The 14,944-nt window shown below is 65.7% G+C and carries 14 protein-coding genes and 1 pseudogene; 10 read left to right on the top strand and 5 right to left on the bottom strand.

The window, feature by feature from the left end:
• The first annotated feature begins 70 nt into the window (after positions 1 to 70).
• Complete coding sequence (locus tag F4827_RS30685; protein WP_183731671.1) at positions 71 to 1,015, top strand: LysR substrate-binding domain-containing protein; 945 nt, start codon at positions 71 to 73, stop codon at positions 1,013 to 1,015.
• Between the two features lie 68 nt (positions 1,016 to 1,083).
• Here F4827_RS30685 and F4827_RS30680 read toward each other — a convergent pair whose 3' ends face one another.
• Together F4827_RS30680 and F4827_RS30675 are read right to left on the bottom strand one after the other, a co-directional pair.
• Positions 1,084 to 1,533, bottom strand: coding sequence for a PRC-barrel domain-containing protein (locus F4827_RS30680; RefSeq protein WP_183731668.1), 450 nt, complete (start codon positions 1,531 to 1,533; stop codon positions 1,084 to 1,086).
• 135 nt (positions 1,534 to 1,668) lie between these two features.
• A complete protein-coding gene (locus F4827_RS30675; RefSeq protein ID WP_183731663.1) occupies positions 1,669 to 2,727 on the bottom strand; it encodes a glycosyltransferase family 2 protein in 1,059 nt (352 codons plus the stop codon).
• A gap of 368 nt (positions 2,728 to 3,095) precedes the next feature.
• On the opposite strand from F4827_RS30675, the gene F4827_RS30670 reads away from it, so the two are divergent.
• From F4827_RS30670 to F4827_RS30655, 4 genes and pseudogenes are all read left to right on the top strand, one after another.
• Entirely contained in the window at positions 3,096 to 4,202 is a 1,107-nt protein-coding gene (locus tag F4827_RS30670) for an FUSC family protein (RefSeq protein ID WP_183731660.1), read from the top strand.
• Positions 4,203 to 4,411: 209 nt separating this feature from the next.
• Positions 4,412 to 5,545 (top strand): annotated as a pseudogene (locus F4827_RS30665) (cysteine desulfurase family protein); the annotation flags it as partial.
• 122 nt (positions 5,546 to 5,667) lie between these two features.
• Entirely contained in the window at positions 5,668 to 6,636 is a 969-nt protein-coding gene (locus tag F4827_RS30660; RefSeq protein WP_183731655.1) for an ROK family protein, read from the top strand.
• Positions 6,637 to 6,666: 30 nt separating this feature from the next.
• Positions 6,667 to 7,392, top strand: coding sequence for a copper homeostasis protein CutC (locus F4827_RS30655; RefSeq protein ID WP_183731652.1), 726 nt, complete (start codon positions 6,667 to 6,669; stop codon positions 7,390 to 7,392).
• Positions 7,393 to 7,425: 33 nt separating this feature from the next.
• Here the strand turns inward: F4827_RS30655 and F4827_RS30650 are convergent, their stop codons facing one another.
• On the bottom strand, positions 7,426 to 8,091 hold the full coding sequence (locus tag F4827_RS30650) for a DUF2278 family protein (protein WP_183731649.1): 666 nt from the start codon (positions 8,089 to 8,091) through the stop codon (positions 7,426 to 7,428).
• A gap of 107 nt (positions 8,092 to 8,198) precedes the next feature.
• Positions 8,199 to 8,708 carry a DUF1697 domain-containing protein gene (locus F4827_RS30645; RefSeq protein ID WP_183731646.1) on the bottom strand — a complete coding sequence of 170 codons (510 nt, stop codon included), beginning with the start codon at positions 8,706 to 8,708 and terminating at the stop codon, positions 8,199 to 8,201.
• 100 nt (positions 8,709 to 8,808) lie between these two features.
• On the opposite strand from F4827_RS30645, the gene F4827_RS30640 reads away from it, so the two are divergent.
• The 4 genes from F4827_RS30640 (at position 8,809) to F4827_RS34985 (ending at position 11,103) form a co-directional block, all read left to right on the top strand.
• Positions 8,809 to 9,321 (top strand): flavodoxin family protein, encoded by a 513-nt coding sequence (locus F4827_RS30640; protein ID WP_183731643.1) that lies wholly within the window; start codon positions 8,809 to 8,811, stop codon positions 9,319 to 9,321.
• A 140-nt stretch (positions 9,322 to 9,461) separates the two neighbouring features.
• The gene (locus F4827_RS30635) at positions 9,462 to 9,662 is read left to right on the top strand and encodes a hypothetical protein (RefSeq protein WP_183731640.1); all 201 of its coding nucleotides are present in this window, start codon (positions 9,462 to 9,464) and stop codon (positions 9,660 to 9,662) included.
• Between the two features lie 143 nt (positions 9,663 to 9,805).
• Entirely contained in the window at positions 9,806 to 10,537 is a 732-nt protein-coding gene (locus tag F4827_RS30630) for a peptidoglycan DD-metalloendopeptidase family protein (protein ID WP_183731637.1), read from the top strand.
• A 158-nt stretch (positions 10,538 to 10,695) separates the two neighbouring features.
• On the top strand, positions 10,696 to 11,103 hold the full coding sequence (locus F4827_RS34985; RefSeq protein WP_221303877.1) for a glycosyltransferase family 9 protein: 408 nt from the start codon (positions 10,696 to 10,698) through the stop codon (positions 11,101 to 11,103).
• Between the two features lie 27 nt (positions 11,104 to 11,130).
• Here F4827_RS34985 and F4827_RS30620 read toward each other — a convergent pair whose 3' ends face one another.
• The gene (locus F4827_RS30620; protein ID WP_183731634.1) at positions 11,131 to 12,567 is read right to left on the bottom strand and encodes a GGDEF domain-containing protein; all 1,437 of its coding nucleotides are present in this window, start codon (positions 12,565 to 12,567) and stop codon (positions 11,131 to 11,133) included.
• A 277-nt stretch (positions 12,568 to 12,844) separates the two neighbouring features.
• On the opposite strand from F4827_RS30620, the gene F4827_RS30615 reads away from it, so the two are divergent.
• Positions 12,845 to 14,944, top strand: coding sequence for an SPFH domain-containing protein (locus F4827_RS30615; RefSeq protein WP_260175491.1), 2,100 nt, complete (start codon positions 12,845 to 12,847; stop codon positions 14,942 to 14,944).

The following is a 14,944-nucleotide window of genomic DNA, read 5'->3' as shown; positions in this document are numbered from 1 at the left end:
CGCGGAAATATGGATTGAATGTGCCGGTCATAAGGGTATCCTATGACCTCTCGCATCTCGGGCCGGGCTCATGGACGTTCGTCAGCTTCGCTATTTCGTCAACATCGTCGACTACGGCAGCCTCGGCAAGGCGGCGGAAAAACTCTATGTGGCGCAGCCATCGCTTAGCCAGCAGATCGCCAGACTGGAGGACGATCTGGGCGTGCCGCTGCTGGTGCGCAGTCCGCAGGGCGTGAAGCCCACGGCGGCCGGGCAGGCGCTGTATCGCCATGCGCGGCTCGTGCTGCATCAGATGGAGCAGTTGCGCCAGGAGGTGCGCGAAGGCGTGGGCGCGGAATCCGGCACGGTCGCCATCGGTCTGCCAACGACCATGGCTTCGGTGCTGGCCATGCCGGTATTCCGGCGCGTGCGCGAGCGCTTTCCCGGCATCCGCCTGCAGTTCTTCGAGAGCATGAGCGGTTATCTGAACGAACTGCTCGCAAATGGCCGTCTCGATCTCGCCATTTTGTTCCGCGATACCGCCACGCCCGGCATCTCGGCGCTGCCCGTGCTTGATGAGGAGCTCTATCTGATGGGCGAGCCCGGAGTGTCGGCGCGTGCGCGCACCTGTACGCTCGCTTCGCTGGCCGATGTGCCGATGGTCGCGCCCGGCGTGTCGAACGGCTTGCGCCTGCTGCTGGAGCGCACGTTCGCGCGCGAGCAGGTGCCGCTGAACATCATCGCCGATATCGATTCCTTGCCGATGCTGCTCTCGGTGGCGCAATCGGGCGCGGCCTGCACGATCCTGCCGACGTCGGCGCTGGCCTTGCGCGCGAGCGCGGACCGGCCTAAAACGCGGCGCATCGTCGATCCGCTGATCCGGCGGCCCGCGAGTATCTGCTGGCCCAATGCATTACCGGTGAGTTCGGCTTCACTGGCGGTGCGGCAAACGATCTGCGATCTGATCGAGGAGTTGTCCGCGGCGGGTGTGTGGACGGGGATCGAACTGCGCGAGGAGGGGATTGCGGCGGGGTGAGGCGCTGATGTCTGCGAGATGCGCGATGCGCGACGTCAGAAGAGACGCCGCGCATCGTGAAAGCCGGGTTACTGCCCGGCCTTCGTGTTGCTATCGACGCGCTTGGGTTTGGGCGGCGAATCGATCTTTGCGTACTGGAACGCCGGCGTGGCCTTGAGCGCTTCCTTGGTCGCGCCCGGCAAATAGAGATTGCCGTTGCGCACGTCGAGCGCGGCGATCGGCACCGCGACGTCGTGCACGCCGACGCCGAGGAAACCGCCCGCCGAAACGATGGCCGCCGACACCGAACCGTCCGGCGCGACGATCAGGTCGCGCACCGTGCCAATCTTTGCGTTGTCGTCGTTATAGACGGCCTTGCCGAGCACGCTTTTCTTCACGCTCCAGCCTTCGAGGAGCGCCTGCGATTGCTCGACCGTCACGCTCAGTGGCTGAGCGCCCGCCACCTGGGCTTGCGCGCTGGCGCTGGCTACACCTGCGGCAATCACGGCAGCCGCCAACATCGTCATGCGTACAGACATTTATCGTGCTCCTGGTTTGAGTCTTGATCCGGACATCGGATTGACATACTAGCGGGAATGGCCAAAAGCTGCGCTTAAGCTGAATGTCGCACGACGGCGTCCGTGATGCGGTGCGAGTCGGCGCGAGGATCGGTCTCACGGAATCCGCGTGCGCGTGACGTCCACGACCTGTTCCTCGCTGTCGAATAATGGCGCGGGCGACTTTGCGAGCCAGGCGCTCTTCCAGATCATCAGCAGGTGATAGTAGAGCCGCACGCTCAGGCCAAAGCGGTACGCGTGGAGATGCGTAAGCGCCAGATTCAACCCGGCGCGCGCCTGGCGGTTGCGCGCCAGCAGCGACACCACGATAGGCACGAGCCGTCGCAAGGCCAGCCGCCGGGCCGGTTCGAGTTCGGGCGGCAGTTCGAGGGCTTCGAGAAAATGCCACGCGGCCAGCGACGACGCACTGGGCGTGCGGCGCGTGGCCTGCGAAACCGAAACCTCGGTCTTGCGATAGCACGAGACATAGTCGTCGACATAACAGACGCCGCGCGCCGCCAGACACAAGCGCACGCCAAACACGAAATCGCAGCACACCGCGAATTGCGCGTTGCCGCTGTCACCTTTGTTATCGCCTTCGTGATCGCCGTTGCCATAGCCGATGCGCTTGACTAGCGCGGCGTCGGCAAGCCAGCCATTGTTCGGAAACATCTGCACGATGCCCGTGCGCCCGGCAATCGGCTGCACGCCGGCGGCTTCGGGCGTGCGGTGATACGCGCGATTCATGCGTTCGCTGGCGGCATGGTCGATGCGGCCCTGCGCATCGGTTTCATATTGTTTGCCGAACGCGACTTCAATAGCGGGATCGAGCGTCCATTGCGCCAATAGCCGCTCGACGGCGCTGTCGAGCAGAAAATCGTCGTCGTGAATCAGCAGGATCTTGTCGCCGACGGCGCGTTCGAAAAGGCTCGCGACATTGCGCGCCTGCCCCAGCGCCGGAACATTACGCTGATAGACAATGCGTGCATCGTGCCCATAGCGCTGGGCGATCAATTGTTCGGTATGCGTGTCCGGCGAATCGTCGCCGATCACGATTTCAATCTTCGAATGCGTCTGCGCAAGACACGATTCAATGCAGCGGATCAGCAGATCCGGGCGATTGTACGTGGGCAGACAGATGGAGACGCTCGTAGAGTCGCTCGTTGTTATCGTCATGGGCCTACCCCAGCTGAAAAAGCCTGATAAAAGTTCGCAAAAGCAGTTCGCATTGCGAACGTCAAACAGTTGGCATGACGGTAAGGGATAAAAAATCGAAAGAAATTGAAAATAAATCGCAAGGTGCGTGAATGCGGGAAAACGCTGATTTAAAAGGATTTAAATAGAATTCGTATGATGATTTAAAGAGTAAGCAGCTGTTTCATTGCTGACATTCATCTTGCTTTTTGCTAACGGCGCAAGGCGCTTCAAGCGCCGCGCATCTGCAAGAGAATGAACAGGAAAACGCGCGCGTCGATTAGCATCCTGGTTTAAAGCGCAGCCTTGCGCTGCTCACTATCGCTCGTCCAGAATCTCCGATTGCCGCCATGACGCCGAATACCTACTTCCACAAACCGCTCACGCCATTTCGCCGCGCACTCGCGCGCTTCTCGCTGTCCGAAATGGCGAAGTACACCAAGCTCACGCTTGGCCTGTGGATCGGGTTTGCGATTCCCTATCACTACGGCTATCCGGACGCCGCCGTCGCGCTGGCCGGCTCGACCATGCTCACGCTGGCACTGGGCAGTTCCATTTCCGCCGCGCGCGGCTATTTCTATAAGCGCGTCACCTCGAACCTGGTGGCGATGCCCATCGGCACGTTATTGATCTGGCTGACCGCGCCGCATCTCTGGCTGGGCGTACTGCTGCTGCCGATCGTGATCTTCGCGATCGTGCGCGTGAAGCCTTCGGTGTTCCAGATGACGAGCATCACCGTGCCGATGACGCTGGTGCTCTATACCGGCGAGCATATTGCGCTGCTGGAACAACGCCTGATTGGCGTGGTGCTGGGCATGCTGCTGGGTTTCATCATTCAGCAGGTCGTGTTTCCGCCCGATCACGGTTTCTGGGCCAATACGCTCGTCAACGAAGGCAATGAGCGCGCGCTCAAACTGCTCGACGGGATCGCCAGGGGCACGCTGGACCGTTCGCAATTGCGCACGGCAACGGCGGCGCTGCGTAAATCCAGCAGCAATCTGAAAGAAGCGCACGATCTGCTCAAGGCCGACCTCGCGCAGTCATGGGTGTCGGCACACCTGGAGCGCAATCGCGTGCGCACGCCGCTGTTCTGGTGCTATCACGAACTATTCGATTCGGTGGTCAATTTTCTGGAGACCTTCGATACCTTCAACGCGCAATTCGAAACCTTGAATGCGCAATGGAAAGAGGATTTTCGCGAGGGACTCGCGCGTCTGGTCGACGCGCATCGCCAACTGGCGCAGGTCGCCGATCTGCGCGTCGAGCGTCCTGGCCTGACGATGCAGCCGCTGCCGATGTCGGCGCTGCATGCGCTGGTTGAAGCGCTGCCTGCGGCGGGCGTGTACACGAGCGTTTATCTTGGCCATCTGACCGGCTACGGCATCCTGCTGGCGCGCCTGACCGCCATGCATACGGAGCATCTGGGCGACGTTGCACAGCAGCCGGTGACGCCATAACGGATTCGCTACAGCAGTCATTGTTTCGCTTGCGCTCGCCAAAGAGAAAAAAATTCTTCGCCGACGCCCGGGAGCGGCGCAATTTGGAACCACTTTCTACGCAGCGCCACGTAGCATAAGTCCCCATTCCAGACGTCTCGGACACAAGCGCGCGACCCCGCGCGCAACGGTTCGAGCAACGCAAAGAGCAACGCAAAGAGCAAAACAGAATGGGCGACACACTGCATTACTTTGACTACGCGGCGACCACGCCGGCCGACCCGCGTGTGATCGCGGCCATGTGCGAGTGCCTGGGCATGGACGGCGCATTCGGCAATCCGGCCTCCAGCTCGCACGCGGCGGGCGTGAAGGCGCGCGCTCTCGTAGAGCAGGCGCGCGCCCAGGTGGCGGCGCTGATCGGCGCGGCAGCCGATGAAATCGTCTGGACCTCGGGTGCCACCGAGTCGAACAATCTCGCCCTCAAGGGTTTTGCCGAAACGGCCGCGCGCCGTCATCTCATCACGAGTTGCCTCGAACACAAGGCGATTCTCGACACCATGGCAAGCCTCGAACAGCGCGGCATGCAGGTGAGCACGGTGCGGCCGGACGCCGACGGCAATATCACCGCCGCAGCCGTGAAAGCGGCGCTGCGCGCCGACACCGGCCTCGTCTCGCTGATGCTGGTGAACAACGAAATCGGCACGCTCACGGACATCGCCGCCATCGCGCCGATCGTCCATGAAGCGGGCGCGCTGGTGCATGTGGATGCGGCCCAGGCGCTGGGCAAGACGCCGATCGACGTGAAGGCGATGGGCATCGATCTGCTGTCGATGTCGGCGCACAAGGTGTATGGGCCCAAGGGCATCGGCGCGCTGTATGTGAGCCGCGAAGCGGCCGCGCGCATCGCCCCGCAGATGCACGGCGGCGGTCACGAGCGCGGCCTGCGCTCGGGCACGCTGGCGACGCACCAGATCGTCGGCATGGGCGTGGCCTGCGCGCTGGCGGCGCAACAGATGGAGTCGGACACGCAACGTATCGCGCAACTCGCGCAGCAATTGCTCGACGGCGTGAGCGATCTCGGCATCGTCAGGCAGAACGCGCGCAACGCGCGCCGCATTCCCCACACGCTGAGCCTCACGATCGATTCGAGCGGCTTCTTCCCGTTTATGCTCTCAGCCGATCTGGCGGTGTCGTCGACCTCGGCGTGCAATTCGGCGTCGGGTGCGCCTTCGCATGTGCTGAGCGCCATCGGCCTGAGCGCCGAAGCGGCCAGCCGCACGCTGCGCTTCAGCTTCGGCCGCTACACCACGGCGCAGGATGTCGACCACGCGATTGCCTGCCTGCGCGCGGTGGTCGCGCAGTGCGCACCGCGCGTGAGCGCATAAGCCAGTAAAGTACGGGGCGAGACAGCGCCCCTCCCGCGCCGCCCGGATGTCGCATGGCGGCGCGCGCATTTTGCGCGGGCGTTTTGGACATGAGCCCCCCGATGCCCGAATCCGTCACTTCCCCGCACGAAGCCGCGAACCAGGCCGCAATCTACACCGCCGATATCGGCGGTTCGTTCATGCGTCTCGCGGCCTGTGCGCCCGATGGCTCGCTCACGCTGCTCGCGAAGCAGCCGACGCCCGCGCACGACTGGACGCAATTCGCCGATGCGCTGGCCGACATGCTTGCGGCGCATGCGCATGCCGACACCGCGCGACATCGCGCGCCGCTTGCTCTGTCCATCGCCGGGCTGATCGATCCGCTCGACGGCGTGGCGTTCTCCGCGAATCTTCCCTGTATCACCGGCCGTCGGCTTGCGAGCGAACTCCGGGCACGCCTGAACCGCGATGTGTACGCCGCCAATGACGCCGATTGCCTCGCGCTCGCCGAGGCCGTGTCGGGCGCGGGCGCCGGGCATCGCGTGGTGTTTGCCGCCGTGCTGGGTACGGGCGTGGGCGGCGCTCTGGTCGCCGATGGCCGCCTGATTCGCGGGGCGGGCGGGGTGACGGGCGAGTGGGGCCACGGGCCAATCGTGAATACGCAGTGCGTGATCGACGGCGAAACGCTCCCGGTGCCTCGCTTTGCCTGCGGTTGCGGGCAGAGCGGCTGCGTCGATACGATAGGCGGCGCGCGCGGCATCGAACGCCTGCATGCGCATCTGCACGGGCAGGCGCATGACAGCCGCGCGATACTCACTGCCTGGCAGCAGGGCGACGCCGCCGCGACCCGGACGCTCGAAGTCTGGCGCGAACTGGTCGCGGACCCGCTCGCGGCAGTCGTCAACGTCACGGGTGCTTCGGTGGTGACCGTGGGCGGCGGCCTGGCTTCGGTGAGCGCGTTGATCGCATGGCTCGATCGGGCAGTGCGCGCACGCGTGCTGTATCGGCGCGAACGGGCGCTCGTCGTGCCGGGCCGTTATCGCGATGAAGGCGGCTTGATCGGCGCGGCCTGGCTCGCGCGGCAAGCATAAATACCCACCACAAAAACCAGAAGGACCACCATGCCCGTCTTGCTCGAAGTCTGCGTCGACAGCGTCGACGCACTGGAGGCCGCCATCGCCGGCGGCGCGGACAGGATCGAATTGTGTTCCGCGCTCGATCTGGGTGGACTCACGCCCACGCCTGGGCTGATCGCGGCGGCGTCGCGCGCTCCGATACCCATCTACGCGATGATCCGTCCGCATGCGCGCTCCTTCGTCTGGACGCCCGCCGACGCAAGCGCGATGCTGGCGGAGATCGACGCGGTGCGCACTGCGGGTCTCGCGGGCGTGGTATTGGGCGCGGCCTTGCCCGATGGCGCGCTCGACGTGGCGTTGCTGGAGAAACTGCGCGCTCATGCGACAGGGCTCGGCGCGACGCTGCACCGAGTCTTCGATCTCGTTCCCGATCCTGCGAGCGCTCTCGAAGCGGCCATCGCGCTGGGTTTCGAGCGTGTGCTGACTTCAGGCGGTGCAGCGCGCGCCGAAGAGGGGCTGGCGGCGCTCGGCGCGCTGGTGCGGCAGTCGGCTGGCCGTATCGGCATCATGGCGGGCAGCGGGGTATCGGCGATGCAGGTCGCACGCATCGTGCGCGAGTCAGGCGTGCTGGAAGTGCACGCGTCGTGCCGCGAAACGCTCGCGCACGACGATGCCAGGGGTGTCGATCTGGGATTTTTCCCCGCGCGTCAGGGGATCACATCGGTGAGCGCCGTGCAGGCCCTCAAGCGCGCGCTCGCCACACTCGAATAAGCGGATCGAGCACGCGCAGCCATCACGAAGCGATCACGAAATCGGCTTCGAATCCGCCGTGGGATTGCCCAGATCGTCGGTGGGCACATATTGCTGGTCGAACGCCGCGACGTAGAGCGCCCATTGCGGCTCGCCCAGATCGACGAGCAGTGCGCCGTCCTGCCAGATGTCGTTGTGATCGTTGCTGTCGTCGCCGGGACGGTGGATGAACGCGCCCTTCGACCCCTGGTTCATGTGGACGTCGTGAACGCCATCGCCTTCGCTGTAGAAGCGCCCGAATACGTAGACGTCGTTGCCGCCCTGCTGCGCGCGCTGCAACAGACGCTGGAGCGTGGCGACGGGCTCGACATTGTCGGTGCCGTCCATCACGTCGCTGTCGCGCCATTTGCCGGTATTGTCGAGAAAATCGCTGCGCTGGAAGTCGATTGCGGGCAACGCGGCCTGGCCTGTCAGGTCCTGCGAACCCGAGGCAGCCTCCTTGAGCGTTGCCAGTACCGCATGGCGAAAATCGAACAGCAGCTTGTATTTGAGCAGGTCGTCCGCGTCGGTGGTGCCGACGTTCACCGCGACATCCCATTGCGCGCCCGCCACCGAGACGCCGAAGTGCAGGTGGTACTGCACTTCATGGGGCCGCCGCGTGGCCTTGAGTTGCGGCGCGGTCACGATCTTGCCCTTCGCGTAGCCATAAGGAAGCGACATCTTTCACGTCTCCTCGAAAGAAACGAATCATCGTAGGCGCGTTGCGTGACATTCATGCTGCGGGCGATGCGGCGTGGGTGATGCTGCTTGATTGTGCTCGAACGTGATTATTGCGCCGCCCATTGCGCGAGTGCCGCCACGGTGTTCATGTTGCGCGCCGTGCCGTCTTTCGCCGCGGCAATCCTGAGCTTCGAGCGGCCAATGCCGTCGGGGTAAAACACGTAGATTTCATGCTTGCCGAGCGCAAGCTGCTCGGTGCCCTGGCCGCTGAGCCTGTCGAGCGCATCGGCGGGAGGCGCGGCGTCCAGGAAGATCGCGACGGTGCGTTCGGGCGGGGCATCGGCGAACGGGTTGTCCGCGAGCACGGCGGCCATTTCTCTGGCGTTGCGCAGCAGCACGCCCACGGGCTTGCCGGCGTACGCTTGAAGACTCTGTTCGAGCTGCTTCTTGACGCTTGTTGCCGCAAGCGGGCTTTCGAACACGACATTGCCGCTGGCGATATAGGTGCGCACATTGGCGAAGCCGAGTGCTTCGCCCATCGCGCGCAGTTGCGGCATGGGCAGTTTGCCGGTGCCGCCGACGTTCACGGCACGCAGCAGAGCGATGTAGGTAGGCATGAGCGCATGGTACGCGAAACCGTACGTGAACCGTGCGGGCGGTATGATCGCTGCGCGCGGCGCGCCATCCCGGCTGCTGGCTCGAACAAGGCCCTCACGCATGAAGACGCTGTTGATCGTCTATCACACGATGACCGGAGGCACGCAGCAGATGGCCGAAGCGGCGGCCCGCGCCGCACACCAGCAGGCGCAAGAGCACGCCGGCGCGCCCGGCCTCGCGATCAGACTGCAACGCGCCCACGAGACACAGCCTGCCGACCTGCTCGCCGCCGACGGCTATCTGTTCGCCACGCCTGAAAACCTCGCGGCGATCGCCGGACTCATGAAGGACTTCTTCGACCGCTGCTATTACCCGGTGCTCGATCGCCTGAACGGCCGCCCGTATGCGGCCATGATCTGCGCGGGCAGCGACGGCCAGAACGCGCTGCGTCAGCTCGAACGCATCGCAACGGGCTGGCGGCTCAAGCCCGTTGCCGATGGCCTGATCGTCTGCACGCATGCGCAGACGCCCGAGCGCATCCTCGCGCCCAAAACCATCGGCGCGAACGATCTCGCGCGTTGCGCCGAACTGGGCGCGGGCCTTGCGGCAGGGCTGCTGCTCGGCGTGTTCTGACCAGCTTTGCGGCAGTGTTGTAAAGGATTGTCAGGACTGAGTCGGCGTCGTCAACGGCGGCGCGAAGGTGGCGTTTATGCGGGACGACCAGCCAGTTGGTCAGTTGGTCGATTTTCAACCCGCACTCATCAGGGACCGCCATGAAACGCATTCTCATCGCCACGCTTGCCGTGCTCGCCTGTTCCGCCGCATTCGCTCAGCCCGCCAGCACGTCGTCGCAATATGGCCATCACCGCAGCAAGCATCACAAGCCCCAGCACACTGCCCGCCACGCGCGCCACACCGCCGATTCCGTGGCCGACCGTTCCCAGCCGCTCGACTCCGCCGATTTCAAGCCCTGAGCGGCGCGACTGCGATCGCCGAGCGCGCCCGATACCGCCATGACCTCGCATCAACCGCGATTACCAGGATAGGAATCGGCGCGCGTCTTTCATAATTCCCGGCTCAACGATAAATGCAGGATGACGAATTAATGAGATCGAGCATGGGTACGCGATGGAGCCGCGCTGCATGCAGCGGCCTGCTTGCCGCAAGCGCTGCGCTTGCGGGCTGCGCATTTCAGGGCGAGGCGGACACGACGTTCCTCGCGGCGAGTTGCAGCAACGCCATCGCGGGCTATTACTGCGTGCAACCGGGCGATACGCTCGACAGCATTGCGTATGGTTTCGGGCGCAAGCCGGACGACATCGCAGGCTGGAACGGCCTCGCGCCGGGTTCGATCCTGCCGGTGGCGAAGCTGTTGCGCGTGGCGCCGCCGGATTGGACCGCGTTGCAGCGCACGACGCCGGGCGTTGCAACGGCAGCGCCCTTGCCTTCGCCAACATCGGCACACGACACAGCCTTCATCTGGCCCGTGAGCGGCATGGTGGTGCACGAATTCGGCGTGGATAACGCGCGCGGCATCGAGATCGCCGGGCGTGCGGGCATGCCGATCAAGGCTGTCGCGGCGGGGCGGGTGGTCTACGCCGGCGACGGCATCAAATCCTATGGCCTGATGGTCATCGTCAAGCACGACGGCGGCTATGTCACCGCCTACGGCAACAATCGCAAGCTCCTCGTTCACGAAGGCGATGCGGTAACGCAAGGGATGACCATCGCCGAGATGGGCACGCGCAACAGCGGCCAGGCGTTGCTGCAATTCGAAATGCGCAAGGGCAGCCATGCGGTCGATCCGCTTGCCCATTTGCCGGCTGGGTCGGGGCCGGTGGCGCAATAAACGAGGGCGCGCCGACGGGGCGAACGAGTCGCGGCGGGGGGCGGCCGCGAAAGACGCCGGTTCACGTCGCGCCGCAGCCCGGCAGGCGAAAAATCGGCATCGTCTGGCGCAGTACCAACGCGACGTGGCTGCAGTGCCGCCACGAGCCGTTCCGCTCGATGGAGCTGGCTACGCTGGCGCCCTTGCTCGCCGATCCGCACAGCCGGTTTTTCTCGCTTCAGTTTGGCGCGCTGACCGAAGCGGAGCGCGCGATTCTGGCGCGCCACGACGTCGTGGACGCCGCGCGGTCAATCCGCTCCTTTGCCGATCTGGCCGATATCGTCATGCAGCTCGATCTGGTGATCACTATCGATTCCGCGCCCGCGCATCTGTGCGGCGCGCTCGATGTGCCCGTATGGACGCTGCTCGCGCGCGTGCACGCGTGCACGCGTGCACGACTGGCGCTGGGGCGACGCCGCGCAACGCACGACGCCGCTTTATCCGTCGATGCGCCTGTTCCGCCAGAAGGTATTAGGCGACTGGCAAACCGTGGTGGCCGAAGCGTGTGCGGAACTCGCGCACATTGAAGTGCTTGAGCACTGAACCCGAGCAGCTCAGGACGATAGCGACGACGCCACCGAATCCGCTCCGTTCGAATCCGCTATTGCCACGCGATTGCGGCCTGCGCGCTTGGCCGCATAAAGCGCGGCGTCGGCGGCTTCGATCAGCGCAGTGGGCGTGACCGTCACGTCCGCCAGACCGCTGGTGGCGCAGCCCGCGCTCACCGTGATCTGTCCTCCCGCCGCGGGGGTGGGGATCATGAGTTCCACGACGGCTTCGCGGGCGCGCCCGGCGATCGCATACGCTTCCTGTGCATCCGTATCGGGCAGCACCAGCGCGAATTCCTCGCCGCCGTAGCGCGCCACGAAATCGCCGGGCCGCTGCATGCGCGCGAGCGCGCCGGCCACGGCGGCCAGACACGCGTCGCCCTGCAGATGGCCGTAAGCGTCGTTGTAGCGCTTGAAGTGATCGACGTCGAACATCACCAGCGAAAGCGGCTGGGCCTGCTGGGCGGCGCGCTCGCAGGCAAGCAGGAACTGCGTGTCGAAGTAGCTGCGGTTGTACACGCGTGTAAGCGCATCGCGCGCCGACGTGCGCACGAGCGAGGCATGCACTTCCGCAAGTTGCCGATAGAGCGCGCTGACTTCCCAGACCAGCACGCACACCAGCACGCCCGGCGCGAGCATGCTGAACACGCGCGCGACATACCAGCCGAGCGTGAAGCGTTCGATGCTCAAGGTATTGAGCGCGGCGTCGACGAACGAGGCGAGCAGCGCGACGACGATCCACAAATCGAGCACGAGGCGCAGGCGCCCCTTGAGCAGCACCACGGCGATGGCCGCGAGGTTGAGCGCGCAGATCGCGAGGCCCGCGAGGTTGGCCGCGAAGTGCGCGGCGAGCCCCGGTGTCGGCGACGGCAGCGGCGCGGCGGTTGATGCGCGCCACGGCTGCACCAGATCGATCTGCGTGACCAGCAGGCCAAGCAGCGCCGCGAGCGCCGCGGGCGCGGCGATCAGCAGCCAGCCGCGCGCGACACTGGCGCGGGGTTGCACGGGCGTGGGCGTATCGGCCGATGCGCGCGTGCGCACCAGTTCGGCGACGATCACCAGCAGTGCAAAGCCCGCATGCCAGAAGATCCACATCCACGCGGCGCTGTGCGGCCCCGCGCCCAGCAGACCGTTGCGCGTGAAGACGCCAGGAAACATCAGTAACTGCAGCGCCACCGCGATGGCCGTGAACGCATACGCGCCGCCGAGCGCGCCGAGCATGGGCATGCGCGTGGCCGCGAAACGCGCGCCCAGCAGAAAGGCCGCGATGCCCGAGGTGGTGAACACGGTGAGCGCGCACATCGGCATGAACGCAGCGATGGCGGGCAGCGGCTCGTGCGCGCGCGGCGCGGCCAGCGCGAGCGTGAGCAATATCGCGAGCGCGCAGGCGCTGGCGATGAGCGCCTGCCTGCGGGTCGCCGGTGCGATCAGCAAGCCGTCCATGGGTAGCGCGTTACGTCCTTGTATGCGTCCTGGTATGCGTCGTGGGACTGGCGCGTTGCCGGAGTTCTGCCCTGGCCGGTTTGCGCGTGGTGCGGTCTATTGTGCGCCGATTCCCTGCGCATCGGTGCGGGCGTGGAGCGCCCGCCCCACAGGCCGCCCGCGCGCACCAAGGTTGAGTTTCCGAATCGAGCGCGCTACATTGGGGCGCGCCTGGGCCACGCCGCGCCGGGCGCGTCATGCTTATGCGATCGTCGTAAATTCCCTGTAAGGAGCCCTGATGGTGCAGCGCGCTGCGCGCGAGAATCCCGAAGCTCATGGGTGGTTCGCTGGCCGGGCGGGCGAGACCCGACTGGGCGTCTGCGCATTGGGGCTGGCCGTGCTGGGCGGCGTGCTGGCGCTCGCGCCGGGGCTGCCCTTCGATGCGCGCTGGGGCGCGGTGCTGGCGAGTGCGAGTCTCGATGTTCTGATCGCCGTGATCGGCACACGGCTATATGTCGAGCGCATCACGGTGGTGGCCGCTGAACGTGTGCCGCTCTGGAAGACGCTGTCGGGTTTCGCGCGGCTGGCTTTGCGGCATGACACCGGCAAGCGCAAAAACGATAAAGGTAAAAGCAGGGACGCTAAACCGGAGGCCGCGCGTTCCCAGGCCGACGCGCCCGACGCGTCTGATACGTCTGATACGTCTGATACGTCTGATGCGCCTGGCGCCCACGCGCTCCTGCGGTCCTTGCCATGGCGGCCCGTTGTCGCGCCGCTGCTTGCACTGGTTTCGCTCGCTTTGGCCATGCTCGCATGGCAGCGTCCCGCTTTTCAGGCCGATGCCGCCAACCCGCAGGCGCCGCTCCTGGTGGCGCTTGCGTGTGCTTTCGCGCTGGCCTTCGGCGTGCTGCTGGTCGAGCGCATGCATGCTCACTACGGCGAACTCGCCGCGATGTTCAACACTCGCAACGCTTCCAACGCTTCCAACGCTTCCAACGCTTCCAACGCTTCCAACGCGCTGGCGGCGCTGCTGCGCGTGCTTCTCGTCGCGGCGCTGGGTGCGGCGGCGTCGCTGGCTCTAAGCGCTTTTGCCGGCGTATCTCCCACTTGGCTCGTGCGCATCGCCGCCGTCTTGAGCGCCGCGGTAGCCGTCGAGCTTGCCGTGCGCGCGGCGTGGGCGTGGTTTTCCGCGCCCATGCCGCAAGCCGGCCAAAGCTGGGTGCTTTCCAGCTCGATCGCGCAGACCCTGCGCCCGCATGCGCGCCCGCTCGCGGCGCTCGACGCGCAACTGCGCGCGCGCTACGGCATCGACCTGCGCCAGAACTGGGCGCTGCAAAGCTTCGTGCGCCTGCTGCCCGCCACCCTCGCGCTCATGCTGCTGACGGGCTGGCTGCTGGGCGGCGTGACGGTCCTCGGTCCCGATCAGCGCGCGGTGTACGAGCGCTTCGGCGCACCGGTCGCGGTGTGGCAGCCGGGCTTGCACGTCGGCTTGCCCTGGCCGTTTGGCCGGGCGCGCGTAATCGACAACGGCGCGATCCATCAACTGATCGTGTCGGGCAGCGCGGGCGACGATGCCGGCGCGGGCCAGCGCAGCGTTCCCGCTCCTGCAAGCCTTTCCGCCGATGGCCGCACGCCCCCGCAACTCGATCGCCTCTGGGACGTCGCGCATCCGTGGGAAACCACTCAGGTGATCGCGGGCACGAGCAGCGATCAACAGGCGTTTCAGATCGTCAGCGCCGATGTGCGCCTCGACTACCGCATCGGCCTGTCCGACGCGGCGGCGCGGGCCGCGCTCTATCGCGCCGTCGATCTTGACCAGACCGTGCGCTCTATCGCGAACCGCGAAGTGGTGCGCTATCTCGCCTCGCGCACCTTGCCCGCGCTGCTCGACACGCCGCAGACCGCGATGGCCGCGACGCTGCGCGGCGTCGTCCAGCATGAGCTCGATCGCGCGATTGGCGGCATCGAAGTGGTGGCGGTGGTGATCGAAAGCGTGCATCCCCCGGCGGGCGCGGCGGCGGCGTATCACGGCGTGCAGGCCGCGCAGATTCGCGCCGAGGCGAGCGTGGTCGAGGCGCGCGGTTTCGCGGCAGCGACGGTCGGCGGCGCGCAACGCCAGGCCATCGAGACCATCGCGCAGGGCAGTGCAAACGGCGCTGATGCGCTTGCGGCCGCGCGCGTGCAACAGGCAGGCTTCGACGCCGATGTGATCGCCCACGGTCTGGGCGGCCCGGCGTTCGGCTTCGAGTACTACCTGCATGCACTGCAAAAGGGCCTGCAGAACGCCAATCTGACCATCATCGACGACCGTCTCGCGAGCGGCGCACGCGCGACCTTCGATCTGCGGCCGCTGACGCCAGGCATGACGAGCGCGAATGGCGTGCGGCCCGCGTGGTAA

Source organism: Paraburkholderia bannensis, assembly GCF_014200455.1.
Classification (GTDB): Bacteria; Pseudomonadota; Gammaproteobacteria; order Burkholderiales; family Burkholderiaceae; genus Paraburkholderia; species Paraburkholderia bannensis_A.
Note: the sequence above shows the minus strand (reverse complement) of the source record. Positions and strands in the feature narration are given on the sequence as shown.

Excerpts from the sequence above, each read along its gene's own strand:
- F4827_RS30685 (WP_183731671.1), top strand. The coding sequence starts at position 71 with ATGGACGTTCGTCAGCTTCGCTATTTCGTCAACATCGTCGACTACGGC.
- F4827_RS30680 (WP_183731668.1), bottom strand. The coding sequence starts at position 1,533 with ATGTCTGTACGCATGACGATGTTGGCGGCTGCCGTGATTGCCGCAGGT.
- F4827_RS30675 (WP_183731663.1), bottom strand. The coding sequence starts at position 2,727 with ATGACGATAACAACGAGCGACTCTACGAGCGTCTCCATCTGTCTGCCC.
- F4827_RS30670 (WP_183731660.1), top strand. The coding sequence starts at position 3,096 with ATGACGCCGAATACCTACTTCCACAAACCGCTCACGCCATTTCGCCGC.
- F4827_RS30660 (WP_183731655.1), top strand. The coding sequence starts at position 5,668 with ATGCCCGAATCCGTCACTTCCCCGCACGAAGCCGCGAACCAGGCCGCA.
- F4827_RS30655 (WP_183731652.1), top strand. The coding sequence starts at position 6,667 with ATGCCCGTCTTGCTCGAAGTCTGCGTCGACAGCGTCGACGCACTGGAG.
- F4827_RS30650 (WP_183731649.1), bottom strand. The coding sequence starts at position 8,091 with ATGTCGCTTCCTTATGGCTACGCGAAGGGCAAGATCGTGACCGCGCCG.
- F4827_RS30645 (WP_183731646.1), bottom strand. The coding sequence starts at position 8,708 with ATGCCTACCTACATCGCTCTGCTGCGTGCCGTGAACGTCGGCGGCACC.
- F4827_RS30640 (WP_183731643.1), top strand. The coding sequence starts at position 8,809 with ATGAAGACGCTGTTGATCGTCTATCACACGATGACCGGAGGCACGCAG.
- F4827_RS30635 (WP_183731640.1), top strand. The coding sequence starts at position 9,462 with ATGAAACGCATTCTCATCGCCACGCTTGCCGTGCTCGCCTGTTCCGCC.
- F4827_RS30630 (WP_183731637.1), top strand. The coding sequence starts at position 9,806 with ATGGGTACGCGATGGAGCCGCGCTGCATGCAGCGGCCTGCTTGCCGCA.
- F4827_RS34985 (WP_221303877.1), top strand. The coding sequence starts at position 10,696 with ATGGAGCTGGCTACGCTGGCGCCCTTGCTCGCCGATCCGCACAGCCGG.
- F4827_RS30620 (WP_183731634.1), bottom strand. The coding sequence starts at position 12,567 with ATGGACGGCTTGCTGATCGCACCGGCGACCCGCAGGCAGGCGCTCATC.
- F4827_RS30615 (WP_260175491.1), top strand. The coding sequence starts at position 12,845 with ATGGTGCAGCGCGCTGCGCGCGAGAATCCCGAAGCTCATGGGTGGTTC.